Genomic DNA, 24,102 nt, shown 5'->3' with positions numbered 1-24,102 from the left:
GTCCCATAAGTGGGACTCGCCGGCCGATGGTCGATCGTGGAGCTTCCTGCTAAACGGGTACGCCCTGGGACCCTATGTAGAGATACGATATAGTGCGGTGATGCGGCTGACGATACCCGTGATCAAAGTGCTCTCGGCGCTGCTCGCCGAGCCCGACGCGCCCCGCTACGGCCTCGACCTGATGCGGCTCACCGGCCTGCCCAGCGGGACGCTCTATCCGGTGCTGCACCGCCTCCAGGCGGCCGACTGGCTCGCCGCCGACTGGGAGGACGTCGACCCGATCGCCGCCGGCCGGCCCGCCCGCCGCTACTACCGCCTCACCGGCGAGGGCATCCGATCCGCCCGGCTGGCCCTGGCCGAGCTGCGCGCCCTCGCCCCCGCCGAACGCCCCCACGAGGGCGCCGGCCCGGCCGGGGCGCCGGCGTGGTGACCGGGCGACTCGCCGCTCTCCTGCTGCGCGCGGCGGCACGCCGCTGGCCCGCCGAACTGCGGGCCGAGCTTGGCCGGGAGTGGGCCGCCGAGCTGCACGAACTGGCCCGCACGGGCCGGCGGTGGACGATGCTCCGCTTCGCCGCCAGCCTGGCGACCAGTCGGGCCGCCACGCCGATCGTCGACCGGACCGCGGTGCCGGCGCGCCTGTGGCGTACCGCCGGGGTCCTGCTGCTCGCGCCGCCGGCCTGCGTCGCGGTCCTCGTGCTCGCCGCGGTGGTGATGAACGCGACCTACGGGTGGTTGTCCTTCGCCGCGGTGTGGCCCACCGCGGCGCAGATGCCGATCTGGTCCGCCGTCGTGGCCGGGCTCGGGATGCTGCTCGCGCTCGTCGTCACCCGGACCGCACGCCGGACCGTACGCGTCGGGGCGCTGCCCACGGCACTCGGCGTGGTGGTGCCGATCGCCGCGACGCTTGCCGTGGTGCTCGGCTGGTTCGCCAGCCGGGCCGAGAGCGGCCTGGCGGAGATGGCGCCCGGGCTGCTCCTCTGGCTGGCGCTGCTGGTGCCGGCCCTCTGGGCCGCCGGAGCGTTGGCCCGCCGCGGGCGGACGCGGTCGGCCTGGCTGGTCGGCCTGCTGGGCGCGCTTGTCGCGGCCGACGCGGCGGTGGTCCTCACGGTGATGTCCACCATCCCGGCGACCGCGCCCACCGCCGACCTGCCGCCGGACGCCGTCGACCGGATCTCCGCGCCGCTGTGGCTCTTCACCTGCTGGACCGACTCGTCGTTCGGGCTGCCCCGCCCGACCGAGTGGGAACGGTTCCTCATCACCGACCGGGTGCTCGTCGAGCCGATGTTCTACCTGGCCTGCACGCCCTACGCGGTGGCCTACGCGGTCGCGGTGGCGCGTCCGGCGCGGGCCGCCGTACCCGGTCCGGCGCCCGTCCCGGTCACCACCTGACCGGCGTCGCGGGGTCGTTCCGCCGTTCCCCGGTGAAACGGCCCCGACCAGGTCTAATGTGGAGAACGCGGCGACTATTTGTGGCGTTCCGGTGGCGGCCGGGCGTTTCCCGGTGCACAGTGATCGCATGAGCGACGACGGAAGTGGTGGGCACTACTACTGGTGCACACGACACCACCGGGTCGAGACCGATGCCGACGTGTGCCCCGCGAAGCACGTTCTCGGACCGTACGCCTCAGCCGCCGACGCGGAGAACGCCCTGCAGAAGGTGCAGGAGCGGAACGAAGCGTGGGAGGCCGAGGACGCCCGTTGGGCCGGGGAGGGCCGATAGACGGCGCGGGACGGACCGCGTCGAGGTGATCCGTGCTCCGCGAGGGCGAGAGCACGTCCCCAGGAAAGGGAACCGAGATGGCCGTAGCACAGCAGGCCACCCGCCCGGCCGCGAAACGGACGACCGCGAAGAAGACCACCGCGGGTAGGACGACGACGGTCACCAAGGCGTCGCCGAACGCCTCGGGCGCCGGCGCCGGACGGACGCCGGCCAGAAAGGCGGCCGCGAAGAAGGCGGCCACCAAGAAGGTCGTGTCGGCGGCGCGCAAGGCGCCGGCGTCGAAGACCACCGCCAAGAGCGCACCCGCCAAGAAGTCCACGGCTGCGAAGAAGACGGCGGCGAAGAAGACCACGGCCGCGAAGAAGGCGCCCGCGAAGAAGGCCACGGCGAAGAAGACCACCGCGGCCAGGAAGAGCACCGCGGCGAAGAGGACCACGGCGGCGAAGAAGGCACCGGCGAAGAAGACCACCGGGGCCCGGAAGGTCACCTCGGCGGCGAAGAAGACGACCGCCAAGAAGACCACCGCGGCGAAGAAGGCACCGGCGAAGAAGACCACGGCCTCGACGCGTCCCACGGCGCGTAAGGCGGCGGCCAAGAAGGCGCCCGCGCGCAAGACCACGACGGCGCGCAAGACCACCAGCGCCGCGAAGAAGACCACCGCGGCCAAGAAGGCGCCCGCCCGCAAGACCACCACCGCGCGCAAAACCACCGCGCGCAAGGCGCCGGCCCGCCGGGCCTGAGCGTTAGGAAGGGGCCCCGGTTAACGCATTTGGTAGAGGAGGGGCCCCTTCCTAACACGGTCGCCTCCGGCCCGACCGCCGTCGCCGCCTGCGCGGCGACGACCCCCGTATGCGGCGTCGCCCGGCGGGCGTCGGGAACCCGCCATGCACGGGGCCGCCGTGCCGATGAGCGGAACGTGCCGAGCGCTGTCAGGATTGACCGCGTGGTGATCCGACGCGTACTGGCCCCCCGCATCGACTTCGGCGCGCTGCGCCGCGAGCTGGGACTGCCCGAGAGCTTCCCGGCCGCGGCGCAGCGCGAGGCCGACACGGCGGCCACCGCGCCGCTGCCGGCCGTCGCCGACCGGACCGACATCCCGTTCGTCACCGTCGACCCGGCGACCTCCCGCGACCTCGACCAGGCCATGCACCTCACCCGCCGTCCCGGTGGCGGCTACCGGGTGCGGTACGCGATAGCCGACGTGCTCACCCACGTACGCCCCGGCGGGGAACTGGAGGCGGAGACCTGGCGGCGCGGGCAGACCGTCTACCTGCCCGACGGCAACGTGCCGCTGCACCCGCACACGCTCAGCGAGGGCGCGGCCAGCCTGCTGCCCGACGTCGACCGGGCCGCCGTACTCTGGACCATCGACCTGGACCCCGACGGCGGCACCGTCGCGGTCAGCCTCGAACGAGCGCGGGTACGCAGCCGCGCCAAGCTCGACTACGACGGCGTGCAACGCGACGCCGACGCCGGCCGCCTAACCGAACCGATCGCCCTGCTGCCCGAGATCGGCGCGCTGCTCACCGCCCGCGGGCTGGACCGGGGCGCGATCAACCTGCCGCTGCCCGAGCAGGACGTCGAACCCGACGGCGACGGATGGCGGCTGGTGCTGCGCGGCCCCGCCGCGATGGAGGAACACAACGCCCAGATCTCGCTGCTGACCGGCATGGCCGCCGCCGACATCATGCTCGCCGGCCGGATCGGCCTGCTGCGGACGATGCCCGGGCCCAAGCCGGAGGCGGTGCGGCGGCTGCGCCTGGCCGCCGACCCGCTCGGCGTGCCCTGGCCGGAGGGCACCCCGGTCGGCCGGGTGCTCGCCGGGCTGGACGCGTCGCAACCCCGGGCCGCCGCCTTCATCGACCAGGCCGCCGAGCTGATGCGCGGCGCCGCGTACACCGCCTTCGACGGCGCGGCGCCCGAGCAGCCGGAGCACGGCGGCGTAGCGGCCGCGTACGCGCACGTCACGGCGCCGCTGCGCCGGCTCGCCGACAGGTACGCCACCGAGGTCTGCCTGGCCCTGCACGACGGCCGCGAGGTGCCCGCGTACCTCCGGGAGGCGTTGCCGAAGCTGCCGGAGGTGATGGCGACGACCGACCGGGTGGCCGGCGCGGCCACCCGGGGCGCGGTGGAACTGGCCGAGGCGGTGCTGCTGGCGCACCGGGTGGGGGAGACGTTCGACGCGGCGGTGCTGGACGTGGACGAGCCGCGCCCGGCGGGCAACGGCCGCCCCGGTCGGCCGCCCGGTGGCACGGTCGCGGTGGACGAGCCGCCGGTGCGGGCCCGCTGCACGGGCGAGCTGCCGCTCGGCGAGCGCGTGCGGGTCCGGCTGACCGTCGCCGACCCGGCCGAACGCCGGGTCGCCTTCGAGCGGGCCTGACCGGGCCTGGCCTGAGCGGGCTTGCCTGGCCTGACCGGGGCATCGGCTCGCGCTCGCGCCTGGCTGCGCCGGGCGTTGGCTCGCGCTCGCGCCTGGCTGCGCCGGGCGTTGGCGTCCGGACGCCCCGGCCCGGGGCGTCGACCGGGTGGCCCGGCGCGGGGATTCTCACAGCGCCTCGACGCGCCACGCCGGCCGCGTTTTGCGAGGATGACCGCATGGCTTACGACGTGACCACGCTGCCCGACGTATCCGGGCTGACCATCGGCATCATCGGTGGCACCGGCGACCAGGGGCGGGGTCTCGCCTACCGGTTCGCCCGGGCCGGGCAGACCGTCCTGATCGGCTCCCGTGCCGCCGACCGGGCCGCCCAGGCCGCCGCCGAGATCGCCGCGTGGCCCGGCGTTCCGGCCGGTGCCTCGGTCTCCGGTGCCTCGGTCTCCGGCGCCGACAACGACGAGGTCGCTCGGCGCAGCGACGTGGTGATCGTCGCGGTGCCGTGGGACGGGCACGCCGCCACCGTCGCCGCGCTCGCCGGGCCGCTGGCCGGCAAGATCGTCGTGGACTGCGTCAACCCGCTCGGCTTCGACAAGCAGGGCCCGTACGCGCTGGCCGTGGCCGAGGGCAGCGCCGTGCAGCAGGCCGCCGCGCTGCTGCCCGACTCCCGGGTGTGCGCCGCGTTCAACCACGTCAGCGCGCCGTTGCTGGCCGACCCGGAGGTCGACCGGATCGACCTGGACGTGCTGATCTGCACCGAGGACCGGGATCTGGTCGGCGTGGTCGCCGCGCTGGCCGCCCGGATCCCCGGCATGCGGGGCATCTACGCCGGACGGCTGCGCAACGCCCACCAGATCGAGGCGTTCACCGCGAACCTGATCGCGATCAACAAGCGGTACAAGGCGCACGCCGGCATCCGGGTGACGGATCTCTGAGCGCCCCCGCCCCGCGGTTAGGCGGGGGCCCCGCTTAACGTCGGGTGTTAAGCGGGGGCCCCGCCTCTACCGAAAGCGTTAAGCGGGGCCCCCGCCTTACACCTCAGAAGGTGTGCTCGGGGGCGGGGAAGTCGCCGCCGCGTACCTCGTCGGCGAAGCGCCGGGTGGCGTCCGTGAGCGTGCCGGCCAGGTCGGCGTAGCGCTTGACGAAGCGCGGCGCCCGGCCGGCGCGCAACCCGGCCATGTCCTGCCAGACCAGCACCTGGCCGTCGGTGTCCGGGCCGGCGCCGATGCCGACGGTGGGGATGGGCAGCTCACCGGTGACCCGCTTGGCCACCTCGCCGGGCACCATCTCCAGCACCACCGCGAACGCGCCCGCCTCGGTCACCGCCCGGGCGTCGGCGAGCACCTCCTCGGCGGTGTCGCCCCGGCCCTGCACCCGGTAGCCGCCGAGGGTGTGCTCGCTCTGCGGGGTGAAACCGATGTGCGCCATCACCGGGATGCCGGCGCCGACGATCGCCTCGATCTGGGCGGCGCAGCGCCGGCCGCCCTCCAGCTTCACCGCGTGGCAGCCGCCGTCCTTCATGAACCGCACGGCGGTACGCAGCGCCTGCGCCGGCCCCTCCTCGTACGAGCCGAACGGCAGGTCGCCGACGATCAGCGAGTGCTTCGTGGCCCGTACCACGGCGCGGACCAGCGGCAGCAGCTCCTCGACGGTCACCGGCAGCGTGGTCTCGTAGCCGAAGACGTTGTTCGCCGCCGAGTCGCCGACCAGCAGCACCGGGATGCCCGCCTGGTCGAAGATCGAGGCGGTGTACTGGTCGTACGAGGTGAGCATCGCCCACCGCTCGCCGCGCTCCTTGGCGGCGAGCAGGTCGCGGGTGCGGATCCGCCGGGTGGCCGGCCCGCCGTAGAGGGCGGTCACCTCGGTCGGGGTGGACTCCACCATGACAATCTCCTTCCTCGAGGCCGCGCACGCGGTCCCCGGGTTCCCCGCGATCGTCGCACCGGCCGACCGGCCGCGGGCAGGTCGGAGTGGAGGAATTCACTCCCGGCCGAGGAGTGCTCAGCCGTCCTCGCGCCAGCGATTGGTGATCGGCAGCCGCCGGTCCCGCCCGAACGCCTTCATGGAGATCTTGGTGCCGGGCGCGGACTGCCGCCGCTTGTACTCGGCGGTATCCACCATCCGCAGCACCTTGTCGACGACCGCCGGGTCGTGGCCGGACTCGATCAGGCCGTCGCGGCCCAGGTCGCCGTCGACGTAGCCGATCAGGATCGGGTCGAGCACGTCGTAGTCGGGCAGCGTGTCGCTGTCGAGCTGGCCGGGGCTCAGCTCGGCCGACGGCGGCTTGCCGATCGAGTTCTCCGGGATCGGCGGCGTCTCACCGCGCCGCGCCGCGTCCGCGTTGCGCCACTTCGCCAGCCGCCAGACGAGCGTCTTCCACACGTCCTTGACCGGGTTGTAGCCGCCCACCGAGTCGCCGTAGAGCGTCGAGTAGCCCACCGCCAGCTCGCTCTTGTTGCCGGTGGTGAGCACCAGGTGGCCCTCCTGGTTCGACAGCGCCATGAGGATCACGCCGCGTACCCGGGCCTGGAGGTTCTCCACCGCCACGCCGGACAGCGACATGTTGGACAGGAACGTGTCGACCATCGGCTGGATCGGCTCGATCCGGTAGTCCAGGCCGGTGCGCTTGGCCAGCTCCTCGGCGTCGGTGCGGGAGTGCTCGGAGGAGTGCTGGCTGGGCATCGAGACCCCGACCACCCGCTGCGGGCCGAGCGCGTCCACCGCGAGGGCCGCCGCCACCGCCGAGTCGATGCCGCCGGAGAGGCCGAGCACCACCGAGGGGAAGCGGTTCTTGTCGACGTAGTCGCGCAGGCCCAGCACCAGCGCCTGCCACACCTCGGCCTCGTCGGCGACCGGCTCGATGATCCCGCCGGTGGCCGCCGGTCCGGCTGGCGCGGGCGGGATCGCCGGCACCTCGCGGCGGACCAGCCGCATCCCGTCGGCCAGGTCGGACGCGCCGCCGGTCGCCTCCGGCGCCGCCGGCAGCGTCACGTCGTGCACCAGCAGGTGCTCCACGAACTGCGGCGCGCGGGCCAGCAGCGTGCCGTCCGCCTCGACGATCAGCGAGTCGCCGTCGTAGACCAGCTCGTCCTGGCCGCCGACCATGTTCACGTACGCGACGGCGGCGCCCGCCTCGGCGGCGCGCCGGCGCACCAGCGGCAGCCGGGCGTCGTCCTTGTTCAGCTCGTACGGCGAGCCGTTGATGCTGAGCACCAGCCCGACGCCGGCCTGCCGGGCCACCGCGAACGGGCCACCGGCCTGCCACAGGTCCTCGCAGATGGTCAGCGCCACGTCGACCCCGCCGAGACGCACCACGGTCAGGGTGTCACCGGGGACGAAGTAGCGGTCCTCGTCGAACACCCCGTAGTTGGGCAGGTGGTGCTTGAAGTAGGTGGCCACCACCTCGCCGCGGTGCAGCAGCGCGGCGGCGTTGCGGGCCCCCCGGCCCGGCTCGGCGTCGGCGCTGACCTGCGGCGGACCGTCCGCGTCCAGGTAGCCGACAAGCACCGGCAGGTCACCGAGGCCGTCGCCGGCCAGGTCGGCGGCGAGCCGGTGCAGCGTCGCCCGGGACGCGGCGACGAAGGACCGGCGGAAGACCAGGTCCTCGACCGGGTAACCGGTCACCATCAGCTCGGGGAAGAGGACGAGCTGGGCGCCGGCGTCGGCGGCCTTGCGGGTCCACGCGCGGACCCGGTCGGCGTTGCCGGTGAGGTCGCCGACCGTCGGGTTGACCTGGCACAGAGCGAGACGCAGGGTGGGCATGTCCCCATCTTCCCCCAGTCGTCCCGGTCGAATCCGGCCGGTCGCGGGAGACCCCGGCCGCTCACGGTCGGCCGACCGGCCGGCTGACCTGCCGGCGTCTCTGGGGGCGGGACACGGCAGGACGACCCGGCGGGGAAGGGCGTAACGTCTGCGTAACGAGCCCGGGGAAGACTGAGCGGTCAGCCGGGCCGACCCGACCGGTGGAAGACGTACATGTCAGAGGGGTGGCTGTGGACCGTCAGCAGGAGTTCGTCCTCCGTACGCTGGAGGAGCGGGACATCCGTTTCGTCCGGCTGTGGTTCACCGACGTGCTCGGTACGCTGAAGAGCGTCTCGGTGGCCCCGGCGGAGCTGGAGGCAGCCTTCGAAGAGGGCATCGGCTTCGACGGCTCCGCGATCGAGGGCTTCGCCCGGGTCTTCGAGTCGGACATGGTGGCCATGCCCGATCCGACCACGTTCCAGGTGTTCCCGTTCGAGGGTGGGGTCAGCGGCGAGAGCGCCCGGATGTTCTGCGACATCCTGCTGCCCGACGGCAGCCCCTCCTGGGCCGACCCGCGGCACGTGCTGCGCCGGATGCTCTCCCGGGCGGCCGACAAGGGCTTCACCTTCTACACCCACCCGGAGATCGAGTTCTTCCTGCTGGAGAACGGCCCGCAGGACGGTTCGGTGCCCACCCCGGTCGACACCGGCGGCTACTTCGAGCACACCACCCACGCGGTGGCGCGTGACTTCCGCCGCCAGGGGGTGCTGGCGCTGGAACGGATCGGCATCTCGGTGGAGTTCAGCCACCACGAGGTCGCCCCCGGCCAGCAGGAGATCGACCTGCGCTACGCCGACGCCCTCACCACCGCCGACAACATCATGACGTTCCGGCACGTGGTGAAGGAGGTCGCGCTCTCCACCGGCGTGCAGGCCAGCTTCATGCCGAAGCCGTTCACCGACCAGCCGGGCAGCGGTATGCACACCCACCTGTCGCTGTTCGAGGGGGAGCGCAACGCCTTCCACGACGGCGGTGACCCGATGAAGCTGTCCAAGGTCGCCAAGTCGTTCATCGCCGGGCTGCTCACCCACGCCCGCGAATACACCGCGGTCACCAACCAGTGGGTCAACTCGTACAAGCGGCTGTTCCCGCAGGCGCTGCCGGACCGGATCACCGAAAGCCCGGCGTACGTCTGCTGGGGTCACCTCAACCGGTCCGCGCTGGTCCGCGTCCCCGCCTACGGCAAGCCGAACTCGGCCCGGGTCGAGGTCCGGTCGCTGGACTCGGCGACCAACCCCTACCTGGCGTTCGCGGTCCTGCTCGGCGCCGGCCTGAAGGGCATCGAGGAGGGCTACGAGCTGCCCCCGGGCGCCGAGGACGACGTCTGGTCGCTGAGCAGCGCCGAGCGGCGTGCCATGGGCTACGAGGCACTGCCGGAGAACCTGTCCGAGGCGATCGACGTGATGGCCGGCTCGGAGCTGGTCGCCGAGGTGCTCGGCGAGCACGTCTTCGACTTCTTCCTGCGCAACAAGCGGGCCGAGTGGGAGCAGTACCGCCGCGAGGTCACCCCCTACGAGCGGCAGCGCTACCTGTCGCTCTAGGTCACGGTGTCGTACCCCCGGGCTAGCGTCCCGGGGGTGAACCGCACCGACCGTCTCTACGCTTTGGTGGAGGAGCTGCGCGCGGTGTCGCCGCGCCCGCGCAGCGCCCGCTGGCTGGCCCGGCGGTTCGAGGTCAGCACCCGCACCGTCGAGCGCGACATCGCCGCGCTCCAGGGCGCCGGAGTGCCGATCTGGGCCGAGCCGGGCCGCACCGGCGGCTACGCCGTCGACCGGGCCCGCACGCTGCCGCCGGTCAACCTGACCCCGACCGAGGCGGTGGCGATGGCGGTGGCGCTGCACCGGCTGGGCGGCTCCCCGTTCGCCCCGGCCGCCGGCGCCGCGCTGCGCAAGCTGGTCGCGGTGATGCCGCCGGCCGCGGTGGCCGAGGCGCACCGGCTCGCCGGCCGCGTGCATCTGGTCGGCGACGGGCCGGGCACGCCGGTCCCGGCCGCCGTCGCCGACGCGGTCGCCGCCGGGCGCGTGCTGCGCCTGCGGTACGCCGACCGGGGCGGAACGGATTCGCTACGCGACGTGGAGCCGCTGGCCTACCTGGGCAACTCGACGCACTGGTATCTGGTCGGCTGGTGCCGGCTGCGCGACGGGGTGCGCTGCTTCCGCACCGACCGGATCCGCGCGGTGCACCCGCTGGCCGAGCCGGTGACCCGGGAGCTGCGTCCCGACGACATCGACATCCCGGTCGACCGGGTGCGCCCGCTGACCCTGGTCTGAAACCCGACAGCGCGGGTTGCCGCCGTCGGCGATCCTGGTGGGTCTGCCGTCCCTGGGGAGGAACGCCGGTGCCCGACACGCTCAGCTACGCCGACGCCGTACGCCTGCTCGGCGGCGAGAGGAGCCGCGTCGTCGACTGGTTCGACAAGCTGACCGGCGGGGTGCTGCTGGCCGCGCCGGCGCCGGTGTCGGCCATGCTCGGCGTCCTCGACGCCAGGGCGCAGTTCGTCCGGCTCGGCCACGAGTTGATGCGTGCCGCATCCGAGAAGCGCTCCGGGCTGTCCCGGTACGGGCGGACGCAGCGACTGGAGGCGGCCCACGCGGTGATCGCGGTGACCGCCTTCTTCGAGACGTTGAACGAGGTCGATCTACCGTTCGACATCGGCCAACTCGAGATCACCCGAGCTGAGCAGCTCACCCTGGCCGGCGCGGGCGCCCACCACGACTTCACCGACGCGTTGTTCGCCACCGCGGTGCCGGTGCCCGGCCCGCACCTGCCCTATCCGGTTCTCGCCGGTAAGTTGACCGGCTACTACAGCGTGATCGCGGCCCGCCTGCTGGCCTTCCTGCGCGGTCTGGCCGTCGGGGACAGGCTCAGCGCATGGCAGTGGGAGGCGACCGCGTCGGTGCTGTCGGATGCCTGCCTCGGCGCGGTGGAACGGCATCGTGAGCTGCTCGCCCGGCTCGCCGGGGAGTTCCCCGAGGTGTCCTTCTGGATCGACCTGCACGAGCACGAGGCCACCCGGGTCGAGGTGCGCCGGCTGTCGTTGGGCCTGGCCGACCTGCACCGGGCACTGGCCGAGATGTCCACCGGGTCGGCTCCGGACGGGCGGCGGGCCGGCCTCGCCGCGACCTACACCGCCGACCTGAACCGACCGATCATCGCCTCCGGCGACGTGCCGGCCGGGCTGACCGTGCCGACGCTCGGCGAGGCGTACGTGCCGCCGCTGTGCCGGATCGCCGACCTGGGCGGGTCCGCGAAGCCCAGCGACGAGAGCTGGTGGGACGACCAGCCGGAGCGCGACGACCTCTGGCAGGCGCTCGTCGTCCACTTCACCTCGCCCGGGGCCGTCCGGGCCCCGCTGCTGGTGCTCGGGCAGCCCGGCTCGGGCAAGTCGGTGCTCACCCGGATCCTCGCCGCCCGGCTGCCCGCCGCCGACTTCCTGGTCGTCCGGGTGGTGCTCCGCGACGTGCACGCGGCCGGCGACATCCAGGAGCAGATCGAGGAGGCGGTGCGGCAGGGCACCGGCGAACGCGTCGAGTGGCCGGCGCTGGCCCGCTCGGCCGGCGACGCGCTGCCGGTGGTGCTGCTCGACGGCTTCGACGAACTGTTGCAGGCCACCGGCGTCAGCCAGACCGACTACCTGCGGCGGGTGGCCGCCTTCCAACGGCGGGAGACCGACCAGGGACGGCCGGTCGCGGTGGTGGTGACCAGCCGGACCACCGTGGCCGACCGCGCCCAGCCGCCATCCGGCACGGTCGCGGTGCGGCTCGAACCGTTCGACGAAGCCCGCGTCGACGCCTGGGTGCGCACCTGGAACCGGGTCAACGCCGTGGCGTTCCGGGCGCCGGGAGCCCGGCCGCTCGACCCGGCCACGGTGCTGTCGCACCGGGAACTCGCGGGGCAGCCGCTGCTGTTGTTGATGCTTGCCCTCTACGACGCCGAGGGTCACGACCTGCGCCAGGCCGGCGAGCTGCGCCGCGGCGAGCTGTACGAGCGGCTGCTGCGCCGCTTCGCCCGGCGGGAGGTGGTCAAGCAGCGCGCCGGCCTGCCCGAGCCGGACCTGGACCGGGCGGTCGAGGCGGAGCTGTGCCGGCTGGCCGTGGTGGCCTTCGCGATGTTCAACCGGGGCGTGCAGTGGGTGAGCGCCGCCGAACTGGACGCCGACCTGGCCGCGCTGCCGTTCGGCGGGTCGGCGCCGGCTCGGCCGGACGGGCTGCGCGCGCCGCTGGCCGCAGCCGAGGTGGTGCTGGGCCGGTTCTTCTTCATCCACCGCGCCCGCGCCGGTGACGAGGAGCGACACCGCGAGACGTACGAGTTCCTGCACGCCACGTTCGGCGAGTACCTGGTGGCCCGGCTCACCGCGCAGGTGGTCGACGACCTGGTCGCCCGGCAGCAGGCGGCCAGCCTCACGCTGGCCGGCGAACCGGTCGAGGACGACCTGCTGCACGCCCTGCTTTCGTACGCCGTGCTCAGCGGCCGGCTCACCGTGCTCGGCTTCATCGGGGAGAGGCTGCGCGACGGTCTCGCGTGGGCCGACCTGCTGGTGCGGTTGTTCCGGGCAGCGCCGTACGCGACCGGCGGCCGTCGCTTCGACGACTACCGTCCCCGTCGCCTACGGGAGCCCGCCCGGTGCGCCGCCTACACCGCCAACCTGCTGCTGCTGATCCTGGTGGCATCGGGGGAGACCGTCGGACGGACGCTGTTCCCGGAGGAACCGGTGGACGGGTGGGGGGCCCAGGTGGGGTTGTGGCGCTCCCAGCTCGCGCCGGAGGAGTGGCAGAGCCTCAGCGACGTGCTGGCACTGGACCGGCTCGGAACGTGGCCCGACCGGGACGTCCGGTTGCGACTGGGGGACCGGCTCGCGGTGCCGCCGAACGCCGACCCGCTCTGGGCGCTCGGCGTGCCATACGTGCTGTACGGCGGTGGACTCGGCCTGCCGGCCGACCTGCTGACCCGGGTCCGCCGCGCCGCCCACCTCGCCTGTGACGTCGACGGGGCGGTGCTCGTCAGCGCGCTGGAGCCGATGTTCGACAAGCTCGCCACGGCGCTGGCCCTGGTGGTCCGTCCAGATGCGGACGGTGCCTCGTCTGCCGCACACGCGTTGCTTGAGGCATGGCTGCTGCCGTTGCGCGCGGCGACGTGGGAGGAGCGGCGGCGGGTGTACCAGCGGTGTGTGCTCCTGGCAGAGCGCGGCGCGAACGTGCTTTCCGAATGGGACCGCAGCGCCTTCCTGCGCCTACTGCTCGACCGGGTGGCCTGTGACGACGGTGCGTCCGCCGAGGTGGTGGCCGAGGTGGTGGAGGCCGTCCATCGGCAGGAGCTTCCGGCCACCCCCGAGATGTCGGCGGCGATCGTGCGCTGTGTGTACCGGGGACTCGGCGCGGATCGGCGGGTCGACAAGCGGCTCGCCGCGGTCGTCCAGGCGGTGGCGGGGTCGCTTTCGCCGCCGAGTTACTCCACGACGGAGGACATCCTCATGGAGGTGGTCGTTCGGCTGCACGAGACCGGCGTGGCGACGGTACCGATTGGGGCGTCGTTTTTCGACGCTTTCGCCGGACGACACGGCAGGCGACCCGACCTGGTGCGCCGGCTCGTTCCGCTAGTGGAGGATTCGGGGAATCTGACGCCGAAACGCCGACAGGACGCTGTCGCGGACCGGCCCGACGCTGGATCCTGACGACGTCGGCCGACCGGCCGGCGCAGCGAGGAGGCAGCATGTCCAGCACCCCCGTGACCTGGTTCGAGATCGGCTCCGACCGGCCGGACGAGGCGCAGCGCTTCTACGCCGAGCTGTTCGGCTGGAGCTTCGAGGAGCAGGCCGGCCCGGGCGGGTCGTACCGGCAGACCGACGCCGGCGGTGCGCGGGGGATCGGCGGCGCGATCCGGGGTACCGACTCCGGCGCCGACAACTACGCGATCTTCTACGCCCAGGTGGTGGACGTGGCGGAGAGCTGCCGGCAGGCGGAGAAGGCCGGCGGCACGGTGGTGGCGTCGCCGGTGACCACCCCGACCGGTCTGACCCATGCCCGGCTGCGTGACCCGTCCGGCAACCTGCTCGGCGTCTTCACCCCGCCGGCCGGGGGCTGAGCGCGCTTCGGGTGCGGTTGTGGTCGCCCAGACGATAACAACCGCACCCGAACCCCAGCCCCGCTGATCCGTCGCGCGCCGGGTTGTTAAGCGGGGGCCCCGCCTATACCGAATGCGTTAAGCGGGGGCCCCGCCTTACCAGCGAGGGTGGCCCCGCCGGGCCGGCCAGGAGGGAATGAGGCCGGCGAGGGGTGGCGGGGCCACCCAGGTCACGCGCCGGCCGTGCCGGCCTCCCCGTCCGAGCCGCTCGTGCCGTTCTGGCCGGTCTCGCCGTCCTGACCGTGCCAGCCGCGGTGGCCGGCGCCGGGCTTCCCGCCGGGACCGCCCGGCATCCCGGCCGGGCCGGGGAACACGCCGGCCTCGGCGGCCTTCAGCACGGCGTCGGCCTGCTCCTGGGTCAGCTTGCCGTCCTTGACGGCCTGGTCCAGCCGCTCCTTCAGGGCGGCCTGCCGGTCCTCCGTCGACGGCGGCTTCGGCCGCTCCGGACGGTCGGCCTGCCGCTCCGGGCGGTCGGCCTGGCGCTGCTCGCGCAGCTTCTCCAGCGCGGCGGTGACCTTGTCGGCCGGCACGCCCAACTCCTTGGCGAGCGCGTCGGCGAACTCGGACTGCCGGTCGGCGCGGTGGTCGGCGCGGTTGTCGGTGCTGGCGCTCGGAGCGGGGCTCGGGCTGTTGTCGTCGGCGAGCGCCACCGTCGGGGCGGCGATCCCGACGCCGAGCACTCCGGCGGCGGCCAGGCCGACCAGCAGGCGCTTCCGTGTCGTGCGGATCATGCGGGTCTCCTTCGCGGTGGTGGTGCGATGACGTCACCGACAGTGACCGCCGGAGCTGGAGGGAACCCGTGGTGAACCTGTCAGCGAGCTGGCAGTTGGCGCCCGGGACCGGGACAAATGTGGTTGCGCGCTCACCGCGACGGTGGGAAGGCTGGGCGGATTCCCGACGAGAGGTCACTCCATGACACAGCCCGTCATCCGCGAGGTCGCGCTCACCGGGCCGGGCTCCGGCCCGTACTCGATCACGGTCGGTCCGGACGGCGCGCTCTGGCTGACGTTGGCCGGCTCCGGCGGCGTCGCCCGACTGGGGCTCGACGGTGAGGTGCGGACCTACCGCACCGACCCGCCGGAGAGCCGGCCTCTGATCATCACCACCGGCCCGGACGGCGCGCTCTGGTACACCCGCTCCGGCGACCACCGGCTCGGCCGGATCACCGTCGACGGCCGGGCCGACTCGGTGGCGCTCCTGCCCGGCTGCGCCCCGTGCGGCCTGGTCGCCGGCCCGGACGGCGCGCTCTGGTACGCCGGCATGGGCGACGACACGGTCGGCCGGGTCACCGTGGACGGGGAGGTCCGCACGTTCCCGCTGCCGGTCGCCAAGGGCTTCCCGTCGATGCTGACCGCCGGGCCGGACGACGCGCTCTGGCTCACGCTCAACCAGGCGAACGCGATCGCCCGGGTCGACCTGGACGGCTCCGTGACGCTGCATCCGCTGCCGACCGAGGCCGCCGGGCCGGTCGGTATCACGCGCGGCGGCGACGGGGCGCTCTGGTTCGTCGAGATCGCCGCCGGACAGGTCGGCCGGATCACCCCGGACGGGCGCGTCGACGAGTTCCCACTGCCGGACCGGACGGCCCGCCCGCACGCCATCGTCGCCGACCCGGCCGGCGGCTGCTGGTTCACCGAGTGGGCCGCGAACCGCATCGCCCACGTCACCCCGGACGGCACGTTCACCCACCACCCCCTGCCCACCCCCGCGTCCGAACCCCACGGCCTCACGGTCACCCCGGACGGCGCAATCTGGACCGCCCTGGAAACCGGCGCGGTAGCCCACCTCACCCCACCCGCCTGACCTCGGTGATCATGAAGTTGGCGGCGGCGTAGAGATCCACAACCGCCGCTAACTTCATGATCGACGGCCGGCGGAAGCAGGGGTGTCAGCGGACGGCGGGGGTTACCGTCAGGGTGGCTGCGGTGGTGTCCAGGACGGCGGGGGTGTTCACCGGGACGGTGAGCTGAGATGGGCCGTGGCCGATCGGGAGGCCGCCCAGGACCGGGACGCCGAGGTCGCCCAAGCGGTCGGTGAGCACGTCGACCACCGTGGTGTCCCAGCCGTCGGCGCACTCGGTGAACTGGCCGACCGCCACCCCGGCCACGCCGGCCAGGGCGCCGCAGCGACGCATGTGGGTCAGCATCCGGTCGACCTTGTAGGGCGGCTCCTGCACCTCCTCCACCAGCAGGATCGCCCCGGTCAGGTCGGGCATGTCCGAGGTGCCGATCGACGCGGTGATCAGGCACAGGTTGCCGCCGAGCAGCCGGCCCTCGGCCCGGCCGGGCACCCGTACCGGGTACGTCTCCTCCGCCTCGACCGCCGCCACCGTCACCGGCGCGGTGGTCGTCAGCGCGGCGTGCAGCGACTCCGCCGAGCGGAGCGGGGTGCGCTCGTCCCGCCAGGCGGCGCCCGGACCGTGCACCCCGGCCAGCCGTGCGCCCCGCCAGAGCGCGAACTGCAACGCGGTGATGTCGGAGAAGCCGGCCACCACCTTCGGGTCACGGCGTACCGCCGTCATGTCGATCGCGTCGACCACCCGCTGCGCGCCGTACCCGCCCCGGGTGCAGATCACGCCGCGGATCTCCGGGTCGGCGAACGCGAGGTTCAGGTCGTCGGCCCGCTGCGCGTCGTCGCCGGCCAGAAAACCCCGCCGGGCGTACGCGTTCGGCGCGGGCACCGGGCGCAAGCCCCAACCGGTGAGCAGCTCCATGCCGCGGGCCACCCGCTCGGGACGGGTCGGCCCGGAGGGCGACACCAGCATCACCGCGTCCCCGGGACGCAGGGCCGGTGGGCGCAGGCAGTCGTCGGTGGGCACGTCCGCGAGCCTAGTGCCGTCGAGCCGCGCCGCCCGCGTTCGGGCGTACCGGCTAGCCTCGACGTCGTGGCGACCGCGCTGGTGATCGAGAACGACCCGACCGACGACCTCCGCCGCCTGGGGGAGTGGCTCACCGAGGGGGGTCTGGAGCTGCGCGTCCTGCGCCCGCACGCGGGTGACGCGCTCCCTGCCGACCTGGAGGGGTACGCCGCGCTCGTGGTGCTCGGCGGCGAACAGCAGGCCCACCCGCTGGCCGACGGCAGCCCCGGCGCGCCCTGGTTCCCGGCGGTGGAGGGGCTGCTGCGCAAGGCGGTCCGCCGGCGGGTGCCCACGCTGGCCATCTGCCTGGGCGCGCAGCTGCTCGCCACCGCGCACGCCGGCCAGGTCGAACGCAGCCCGTCCGGGCCGGAGGTCGGGCCGACCGTGGTGGGCCGGCGCGACGCCGCCGAGACCGACCCGCTGTTCCGCTACGTGCCGCTGATGCCCGACGTGCTCCAGTGGCACGCCGACGAGATCACCGAGTTGCCGCACGGCGCGACGCTGCTGGCCGCGTCCACCCGCCACCCGCACCAGGCGTTCCGCCTCGGCGACCGGGCGTGGGGGCTCCAGTTCCACATCGAGTGCGACACCGCGATGGTCGCCGACTGGTCCCGCGACTCGACGATGCTGGCCGAGCTGGGCTACGACCCGGAGCTGGTGGTGGCCGCGTGCGACCGGGCGATGGCCGACGTCGAGGAGGCATGGCAACCGTTCGCGATCCGGTTCGCCGCGCTCGCGCTCGGCGAACTCGGCGACGACAACCCGCGCCGCAGCCTGCCGCTGCTCGGGGCCTGAGGTGACCCGGCCGGCCCGCGGGCGCCTGGCCCGCTACGGTTTCGCCGAGGGTGCCGGCGGGGCGCGCGCGGTCGACCTGCTCGGCCCGGACGGGCTCGGCCTGTGGCGGCCGGACACCCAGGAACCGGCCGACGACCGGGCCGCCGAGCTGCTCACCGCGCTGTCCCGGGCCGCCGACCCGGACCTGGCGCTGCGCCAGCTGCACCGGCTCGTCGAGGCCGAGCGGCGGTTCGGTGACGAGACCGCGGTCCGCGACGCCCTGGCCGGCGACCCCGGCCTGCGCCGCCGCCTGATCGCGGTGCTCGGCGCCTCCTCGGCGCTCGGCGACCACCTGGTGGCGAACCCCGGGCAGTGGGCGGTGCTGGCCACCGAACCGGACGGGCTCGCCCCGACCGCGGACGGCCGGCTCGACCTGACCGCCGCCGCCAAGCTGACCACGCTCACCGGCGCGGTCCCGCTGCTGCGACACGCGTACCGCTTGGCGTTGCTGCGGATCGCGGCGGCCGACCTGACCGGCGGGCGTGGCCTGGAGCAGACCATGGCGGCGCTGTCCCGGCTCGCCGACGCCACCATGGCCACCGCCTACGACATCGCCGTCGACGAACTGCCCGAGGGGACGGTGCCGCCCCGGCTGGCGGTGGTGGCGATGGGCAAGTGCGGTGGCGACGAACTCAACTACGTATCCGACGTGGACGTCATCTTCGTCGCCGCCGGTGACGACGACCTGACCGCCGCCACCCAGGTCGCCACCCGGCTGATCGGTGTCTGCGGGCTGGTCGCCTGGCCGGTCGACGCCGCGCTGCGTCCGGAGGGCAACCGGGGCCCGCTGGTCCGGACGCTCGCCAGCCACCTCGCCTACTACCGACGCTGGGCCCGCACCTGGGAGTTCCAGGCGCTGCTCAAGGCCCGCCCGGCCGCCGGCGACCCGGAGGTGGCCCGGGAGTGGGTCGACGCGCTCGCCCCGCTGGTCTGGACCGCGGCCGAGCGGCCGGAGGCGGTCGAGGACGTCCGGTCCATGCGCCGCAAGATCCTCGACAACGTCCCGCCGAAGGAGCTGGAACGCGAGATCAAACGCGGGCCGGGCGGGCTGCGCGACATCGAGTTCGCCGTCCAACTGCTCCAGCTCGTGCACGGCCGCGGCGACGAGTCGCTGCGCGTAGCGGGCACCGTGCCGGCGCTGCGCGCCCTGGTCGCCGGCGGCTACGTCGGCCGGGCCGACGGCGAGGCGCTCCTGCGCGGCTACCGCTTCCTGCGCGCCGTCGAGCACCGGCTCCAGCTCCAGGCCCTGCGCCGCACCCACACCGTGCCGACCGAGCCGGCCGCGCTGCGGTGGCTCGCCGCCGCGCTCGGCTACGTGGCCACCCCGGGCCGCAGCGCCGTGGAGGAGTTCCGCGCCGAGTGGGTCACCCACGCCGCCGAGGTACGCCGGCTGCACGCCAAACTGCTCTACCGGCCGCTGCTGGAATCGGTGGCCCGGGTGCCGGCCGAAGGGCTGCGGCTCACCCCGCAGGCCGCCCGGCACCGCCTGGAGGTGCTCGGCTTCGCCGACCCGGCCGGGGCGCTGCGCCACCTCCAGGCGCTCACCGGCGGCGTCAGCCGCACCGCCGCGATCCAGCGCACGCTGCTGCCGGTGCTGCTCGACGAGTTCGCCGACGCCCCCGAGCCGGACCGCGGGCTGCTCAACTACCGGCAGGTCTCCGACAAGCTCGGCAGCACCCCGTGGTACCTGCGCCTGCTGCGCGACTCCGGCCCGGTGGCCCGCCGGTTGGCCCGGGTGCTCTCCTCCTCCCGCTACGCCGCCGACCTGCTGGCCCGCGAGCCCGAGGCGCTGCGGCTGCTGGCCGAGGACAGCGAGCTGACCCCTCGCCCCCGGGAGACGCTCGTCGAGGGGTTCGTCGCCGCCGCGGCCCGGCACGACGACCCGGTCGAGGCCACCCGCGCGGTCCGCGCGCTGCGCCGCCGGGAACTGGTCCGGATCGCCGCCGCCGACGTGCTCAGCCGGGCCGGGTCGCTCGCCCCGCTCACCCCGCGCCCGACCGGCGGCGGGGAACGCCGGCCCACCATGGTGGACGTGAGCGCGGTCGGCACCGCCCTCTCCCACGTCACCGACGCCACCCTGACCGCCGCGCTGCGCGCCGCCCGGGCCGCCCAGCCCGGCCCGCCGGGGCTGCGCTTCGCCGTGATCGGCATGGGCCGCCTCGGCGGGTACGAGTCGAACTACCTCTCCGACGCCGACGTGCTCTTCGTCTACGACCCGCCGCCCGGGGTGGAGGAGAGCGCGGCGAGTGCCGCCGCGCACGCGATCGCCGAGGAGTTGCGCCGGCTGCTCTCCGCGCCCGCCCCCGACCCGCCGCTCGGCGTCGACGCCGACCTGCGACCGGAGGGCCGGCAGGGGCCGCTCGTCCGCAGCCTGGCCGCGTACGCCCAGTACTACGCGCGCTGGTCGCGGGTGTGGGAGGCGCAGGCGCTGCTGCGGGCCCGGTTCGTCTGCGGCGACGCCGAGCTGGGCGCCGAGTTCGAGGAGATGATCGCCCCGGTGCGCTACCCGGCCGACGGGCTGACCCGCGAGCAGGTGGTGGAGATCCGCCGGATCAAGGCGCGGGTGGAGACCGAGCGGCTGCCCCGGGGCGCCGACCCGGCCACCCACACCAAGCTGGGCCGGGGCGGGCTCGCCGACGTGGAGTGGGCGGTGCAGCTCCTCCAGCTCCGGCACGCCGGCCGGCTGCCCGCGCTGCGCGGCACCCGTACCCTCGACGTCCTGGCCGCCGCCCGGGCCGCCGGCCTGCTCGACCCGGAGGACGCGGCCGAGCTGGCCGCCGGCTGGACGCTCGCCGCCCAGGTCCGCGACGCGCTGATGCTGGTGCGGGGCCGGGCCGGTGACCAACTGCCCCGGCACGGGGTGGAGCTGGCCGGCGTGGTGCGCCTGCTCGGCCACGAGGACCCGGGCGAGTTCCTCGACGACTATCTGCGCACCGCCCGCCACTCCCGCACCGTCGTCCAGCGCATCCTCGAAGCCCCCCTGTAAGGCGGGGGCCCCGCTTAACGCCTGCCGTATAGCAGGGGCCCCCGCTTAACACCGCCGGGGCGGTCAGCTGGAGAGGGTGTAGGTGCCGGGGCGGGGGACCGTGACGGTGAGCCAGTCGCCGTCGGGGGAGAGTGTGGCGTCGCCGGTGACGGTCAGCCAGCGGTCGTGGCGGACCCGGATCGGGACCCGGCCGGGGGCGGACGCGCGGAACGTCACCGAGGCGCCGTCCTGCCGGACCAGCTCGCCGGGGGCGCCGACAAGCGGGGTGGGCGCGGCGACCGCGTACAGCCGCCAGTGCCGGTCCGACCAGACCTCGGTCAGGTACGGCTGACCGGCGGCCACCAGCTCCGCCTCCGGTCGCCCCACCCAGGACAGCTCGGCGTCGGGTACGGCGACGTACTGCACCGCGTTGTCGGACAGCCAGGCCCGGTAGCTGTCGGCCGTCAGCGGGACGCCGGTGCCGGGCGCGCCGGGCACGGTGGTGAAGAACAGCGGATTGCGGTCGATGTCGGCCTGCCGCAGCCAGCCCCGGGCCAGCGGCACCTCGCCGAGGCGGGCCGCCTCCCAGTAGTTACGGGTCGGCGGCACCTCCACCCGCCCGGTGAGCCCGCGCCGGCCCAGCTCCGCGCGCAGCGGCGCGAAGTACGCCGGGTCGGCCGTCGGATCGCCGGCGCTGCGCACGTCCGCCGTGACCACCGGCGGCTGCCACCAGCACACCACCGCCAGCAGCGCGGCCAGCGTGACCACCCCGAGGCCCCGCGGAAACCGTCCCGCGATCCGGCCATTCGCGGTCTGGCCAGCGCCGATCCGGGAATCCGCCCGGCCATCTACGGTCCGGTCAGCGCCGGTCCGGCCATCCGCGGTCCGGGCACCCGCGAGCCGGGCGGCGCGGAGTCGGGCGGCGTCCAGCCATGCGGGAGGCGTCGCGGCGGCGGCCAGCACCGGCAGCGCGAACATCACCACCAGGCGGGTGGCGTTCAAGCCGACCGGGGTGGGCAGCAGCGCCGCCGCCAGCACGCCGACCGCCGAGAGCAGCGCGCCCACCCGCACCGACCGGTACGCCACGAGCGCCGCCACCAGCAGGCTCGTCACCACGGCGTGGACCGTGTCGGCCCGGCTGATGTTCATCCAACCGCCCTCGCCGAACAGCAGTCCGGTCACGGCGAGGGGCGCGGCGGCCGGCACGGCGAGCAGCAGGCCGTCGGCCCATCGGCGGGTGAGCAGCAGCGCGACGCCGACGAGCCCGACGAACAGCCCGGCCACCGGACTGGCCGCCGAGGCGAGCAGCGCGGCCACGCCGACCGCCCCGGCCCGCAGCGGGCCGGTCGGGCCGGCGGACAGCGGGCCGGTCGGGCCGGCGGACAGCGGGCCGGTCGGGCCGGCGGACAGCGGGCCGGTCGGGCCGGCGGACAGCGGGCCCCTCGGACCGGTCGGGCCGGTCGGGCCGGTCGGGCCGGCGGACAGTGGATCGGTCGCGCCGGCGGACAGTGGATCGGTCGCGCCGACCGCCCCGGCCCGCGTCGTGCGGGCGCGCAGGGTGAGGGCGAGCAGCGCGGCCAGGCCGAACGCGACGCCGAGGGCGTAGGTGACCCGACCGGAGACCAGGTTGCCGGCGATCGTGACCGCCCCGACCAGGCTGCCGAGCAGGGGCCGGGGCACCCGTACGCGGACCAGCAGCGCCGCGAACGCGGTGGCCGAGGCGAGCAGCGCGAGCGCGCCGGTGGGGCGTACCCCGAGCAGCGCCATCAGCGGCGGGGAGACGAGGCTGTAGCCCCACGGGTGCACCCCGCCGTACCAGCGCAGGTCGACCAGCGCCGGCCCGTGCGCGGCGAAGAAACCGGCGCGGGCGACCTGGGCGGACAGGTCCGAGCCGGTGGCCGGCAAGATCAGGTACAGCGCGGCGAGGACGAGCGCCGACGCGGCGGAGATCGCCACCACCCGACCGCCCCGCATGCCCACCTCCTGATCGCGGACCACCGTACTGGCAGCATGGCGAATGTGTCTCACCACCTCTCGCGCTGGACCGGCCTGGCGGGCTCGGTGCTGCTCGCCGTGGCCGCGTACCTCGGCGGCGCCCTGCCCGACGCCGAGCTGCGCCCCACCCCGGTCAGTATCTGGCAGGGCCCGGACGGGCCGCTGATCATCGCGTTGTGGCTGGTCGGCACAGCGCTGCTGGCCTGGGCGTGGTGGTCGCTGCGGGACCGGATCCCGTCCAGCCGGTGGGTGCTCGTCACGGTCGCGATCTGGCTGCTGCCGATGCTCGTCGCCCCGCCGCTCGGTAGCCGGGACGTGTACGCGTACGCCTGTCAGGGTGCCAGCTTCTCGGGCGGGATCAACCCGTACGAGCAGGGCGTGTCCGCGCTGCCCTGCCCGTGGCTGGACACCATCTCGTACATCTGGCGGGACACCCCGGCGCCGTACGGGCCGTTGTTCGTGCTGCTCGCCGGCGCGGTGGTCAAGGCCACCGGGTCGCTGTGGGGCGCTGTCGCGCTGTTCCGGGTGCTCGCCCTGGCCGGGGTGGCGCTGACCGCCTGGGCGCTGCCGGCGCTGGCCCGCCGCTGCGGGGTGCCGCCGCAGCGGGCGCTCTGGCTGGCGCTGGCCAGCCCGCTGGTGCCGGTGCACCTGGCCTCCGGGGCGCACAACGACGCGATGATGGTCGGCCTGCTCGTCGCCGGGCTGGCCGTGGTGGCGTCCCGACCGGGCCGGCCGGGTCCGCTGCTCGCCGGTGGGCTGCTGCTCGGCCTGGCCGCCGGCATCAAGGTCACCGCGCTTGTGGTGGTGCCGTTCGCGGCGCTGGCCGCGGTCGTCGGGCCGTACCGGATCCGGGCGCTGGTCCGCGACGGCGGGTGGGTGGTCGGCGGCGCGTTGGCCGCGCTTGCCGCCGTCACCCTGGCCGCTGGTCTGGGCCTCGGCTTCATCAGCGGGCTGGAGCAGGGCGGGCTGGTGGTGGCCTGGACCTCGCCGCCGACCGCGGTCGGGCAGACCGTCGGCTATCTGCTGGCGCCGTTCGGGGTGCACGTCGACGCGCTGCCGGCGACCCGGGCGATCGGCATGGTGGTGCTTGTCGTGCTGCTGGTCTGGCTCTGGTTCCGGGCGTGGCGTCGGGGCGAGCCGTTCTGGCACGCGGCGCTGGCGCTTGTCGCCACGGTCGCGCTCGCGCCGCTGTTCCACCCGTGGTACTGGCTCTGGCCGCTGGCCGTGCTCGCCGCGACCGCCCGCCGGACCGGCTGGTTCTCGATCGTCACCCTGGTGTCGGCGTTCCTGGTGCTCGCCGACGGGACCGGTCTGCCCCGCTTCACCAAGATGCCCGGCGCGCCGCTGATGACGCTGTTCGTGATCGTGCTGGTCGTCCGGTTGGTACGGTCGGCTCGCAAGGTGCGGGAGCCGGTGGGGGCGGACTGAGGAGTGTG

General features: G+C 74.6%; 18 protein-coding genes. 13 read left to right on the top strand and 5 right to left on the bottom strand.

The window, feature by feature from the left end; genetic code table 11:
- Positions 1-100: 100 nt before the first annotated feature.
- The 5 genes from O7613_RS17595 to npdG all read left to right on the top strand — a co-directional run bounded on the left by O7613_RS17595 (position 101) and on the right by npdG (position 5,029).
- Complete coding sequence (locus O7613_RS17595) at positions 101-430, top strand: helix-turn-helix transcriptional regulator (protein ID WP_281587313.1); 330 nt, start codon at positions 101-103, stop codon at positions 428-430.
- On the top strand, positions 424-1,389 hold the full coding sequence (locus O7613_RS17590; protein WP_282289330.1) for a hypothetical protein: 966 nt from the start codon (positions 424-426) through the stop codon (positions 1,387-1,389). Before O7613_RS17595 ends, O7613_RS17590 begins: the two co-directional genes overlap by 7 nt.
- Positions 1,390-1,797: 408 nt before the next feature.
- Positions 1,798-2,460, top strand: a complete 663-nt coding sequence (locus O7613_RS17585) for a histone (protein WP_282289329.1) — start codon at positions 1,798-1,800, stop codon at positions 2,458-2,460.
- A gap of 203 nt (positions 2,461-2,663) precedes the next feature.
- Positions 2,664-4,100 carry an RNB domain-containing ribonuclease gene (locus O7613_RS17580; RefSeq protein WP_282289328.1) on the top strand — a complete coding sequence of 479 codons (1,437 nt, stop codon included), beginning with the start codon at positions 2,664-2,666 and terminating at the stop codon, positions 4,098-4,100.
- Between the two features lie 215 nt (positions 4,101-4,315).
- Positions 4,316-5,029 (top strand): NADPH-dependent F420 reductase, encoded by a 714-nt coding sequence (gene npdG / locus O7613_RS17575; protein WP_281587319.1) that lies wholly within the window; start codon positions 4,316-4,318, stop codon positions 5,027-5,029.
- Positions 5,030-5,132: 103 nt separating this feature from the next.
- On the opposite strand, the gene panB is transcribed toward npdG, so the two are convergent.
- Positions 5,133-5,978, bottom strand: coding sequence for a 3-methyl-2-oxobutanoate hydroxymethyltransferase (panB, locus tag O7613_RS17570; RefSeq protein WP_282289327.1), 846 nt, complete (start codon positions 5,976-5,978; stop codon positions 5,133-5,135).
- 117 nt (positions 5,979-6,095) lie between these two features.
- A complete protein-coding gene (locus O7613_RS17565) occupies positions 6,096-7,856 on the bottom strand; it encodes an NAD+ synthase (RefSeq protein ID WP_281587321.1) in 1,761 nt (586 codons plus the stop codon).
- Positions 7,857-8,086: 230 nt separating this feature from the next.
- Between O7613_RS17565 and glnA the strand changes: the two genes are divergently transcribed.
- The 4 genes from glnA to O7613_RS17545 all read left to right on the top strand — a co-directional run bounded on the left by glnA (position 8,087) and on the right by O7613_RS17545 (position 13,976).
- Entirely contained in the window at positions 8,087-9,436 is a 1,350-nt protein-coding gene (glnA, locus tag O7613_RS17560) for a type I glutamate--ammonia ligase (RefSeq protein ID WP_281587322.1), read from the top strand.
- 36 nt (positions 9,437-9,472) lie between these two features.
- A complete protein-coding gene (locus tag O7613_RS17555; RefSeq protein ID WP_281587323.1) occupies positions 9,473-10,165 on the top strand; it encodes a YafY family protein in 693 nt (230 codons plus the stop codon).
- 68 nt (positions 10,166-10,233) lie between these two features.
- On the top strand, positions 10,234-13,566 hold the full coding sequence (locus O7613_RS17550) for a hypothetical protein (protein WP_282289326.1): 3,333 nt from the start codon (positions 10,234-10,236) through the stop codon (positions 13,564-13,566).
- A gap of 38 nt (positions 13,567-13,604) precedes the next feature.
- Complete coding sequence (locus O7613_RS17545) at positions 13,605-13,976, top strand: VOC family protein (protein WP_282289325.1); 372 nt, start codon at positions 13,605-13,607, stop codon at positions 13,974-13,976.
- A 209-nt stretch (positions 13,977-14,185) separates the two neighbouring features.
- Here the strand turns inward: O7613_RS17545 and O7613_RS17540 are convergent, their stop codons facing one another.
- Positions 14,186-14,746 carry a hypothetical protein gene (locus O7613_RS17540; RefSeq protein WP_281587326.1) on the bottom strand — a complete coding sequence of 187 codons (561 nt, stop codon included), beginning with the start codon at positions 14,744-14,746 and terminating at the stop codon, positions 14,186-14,188.
- A gap of 181 nt (positions 14,747-14,927) precedes the next feature.
- Here O7613_RS17540 and O7613_RS17535 point away from each other — a divergent pair, with 181 nt between their 5' ends.
- Positions 14,928-15,818: a virginiamycin B lyase gene (locus O7613_RS17535; RefSeq protein ID WP_282289324.1), complete on the top strand. Its 891-nt coding sequence runs from the start codon at positions 14,928-14,930 to the stop codon at positions 15,816-15,818.
- Positions 15,819-15,903: 85 nt separating this feature from the next.
- Here O7613_RS17535 and O7613_RS17530 read toward each other — a convergent pair whose 3' ends face one another.
- Positions 15,904-16,833 (bottom strand): LD-carboxypeptidase, encoded by a 930-nt coding sequence (locus tag O7613_RS17530; protein WP_282289323.1) that lies wholly within the window; start codon positions 16,831-16,833, stop codon positions 15,904-15,906.
- 66 nt (positions 16,834-16,899) lie between these two features.
- On the opposite strand from O7613_RS17530, the gene O7613_RS17525 reads away from it, so the two are divergent.
- Together O7613_RS17525 and O7613_RS17520 are read left to right on the top strand one after the other, a co-directional pair.
- Complete coding sequence (locus tag O7613_RS17525) at positions 16,900-17,667, top strand: type 1 glutamine amidotransferase (RefSeq protein WP_282289322.1); 768 nt, start codon at positions 16,900-16,902, stop codon at positions 17,665-17,667.
- A gap of 1 nt (position 17,668) precedes the next feature.
- On the top strand, positions 17,669-20,692 hold the full coding sequence (locus O7613_RS17520) for a bifunctional [glutamine synthetase] adenylyltransferase/[glutamine synthetase]-adenylyl-L-tyrosine phosphorylase (RefSeq protein ID WP_281587330.1): 3,024 nt from the start codon (positions 17,669-17,671) through the stop codon (positions 20,690-20,692).
- A 63-nt stretch (positions 20,693-20,755) separates the two neighbouring features.
- On the opposite strand, the gene O7613_RS17515 is transcribed toward O7613_RS17520, so the two are convergent.
- Positions 20,756-22,645: a hypothetical protein gene (locus O7613_RS17515; RefSeq protein ID WP_282289321.1), complete on the bottom strand. Its 1,890-nt coding sequence runs from the start codon at positions 22,643-22,645 to the stop codon at positions 20,756-20,758.
- Between the two features lie 36 nt (positions 22,646-22,681).
- Here O7613_RS17515 and mptB point away from each other — a divergent pair, with 36 nt between their 5' ends.
- Positions 22,682-24,094, top strand: a complete 1,413-nt coding sequence (gene mptB / locus O7613_RS17510) for a polyprenol phosphomannose-dependent alpha 1,6 mannosyltransferase MptB (protein ID WP_282289320.1) — start codon at positions 22,682-22,684, stop codon at positions 24,092-24,094.
- Positions 24,095-24,102: the final 8 nt, after the last annotated feature.

Origin of the sequence: Micromonospora sp. WMMD975 (assembly GCF_029581215.1) — a bacterium.
GTDB lineage: Bacteria > Actinomycetota > Actinomycetes > Mycobacteriales > Micromonosporaceae > Micromonospora.
The sequence above is the reverse complement of the archived record's forward strand: the minus strand, read 5'-3'. Positions and strand labels throughout refer to the sequence as shown.

Excerpts from the sequence above, each read along its gene's own strand:
- O7613_RS17595 (WP_281587313.1), top strand. The coding sequence starts at position 101 with ATGCGGCTGACGATACCCGTGATCAAAGTGCTCTCGGCGCTGCTCGCC.
- O7613_RS17585 (WP_282289329.1), top strand. The coding sequence starts at position 1,798 with ATGGCCGTAGCACAGCAGGCCACCCGCCCGGCCGCGAAACGGACGACC.
- npdG (WP_281587319.1), top strand. The coding sequence starts at position 4,316 with ATGGCTTACGACGTGACCACGCTGCCCGACGTATCCGGGCTGACCATC.
- panB (WP_282289327.1), bottom strand. The coding sequence starts at position 5,978 with ATGGTGGAGTCCACCCCGACCGAGGTGACCGCCCTCTACGGCGGGCCG.
- O7613_RS17565 (WP_281587321.1), bottom strand. The coding sequence starts at position 7,856 with ATGCCCACCCTGCGTCTCGCTCTGTGCCAGGTCAACCCGACGGTCGGC.
- O7613_RS17545 (WP_282289325.1), top strand. The coding sequence starts at position 13,605 with ATGTCCAGCACCCCCGTGACCTGGTTCGAGATCGGCTCCGACCGGCCG.
- O7613_RS17540 (WP_281587326.1), bottom strand. The coding sequence starts at position 14,746 with ATGATCCGCACGACACGGAAGCGCCTGCTGGTCGGCCTGGCCGCCGCC.
- O7613_RS17535 (WP_282289324.1), top strand. The coding sequence starts at position 14,928 with ATGACACAGCCCGTCATCCGCGAGGTCGCGCTCACCGGGCCGGGCTCC.
- O7613_RS17515 (WP_282289321.1), bottom strand. The coding sequence starts at position 22,645 with ATGCGGGGCGGTCGGGTGGTGGCGATCTCCGCCGCGTCGGCGCTCGTC.
- mptB (WP_282289320.1), top strand. The coding sequence starts at position 22,682 with ATGGCGAATGTGTCTCACCACCTCTCGCGCTGGACCGGCCTGGCGGGC.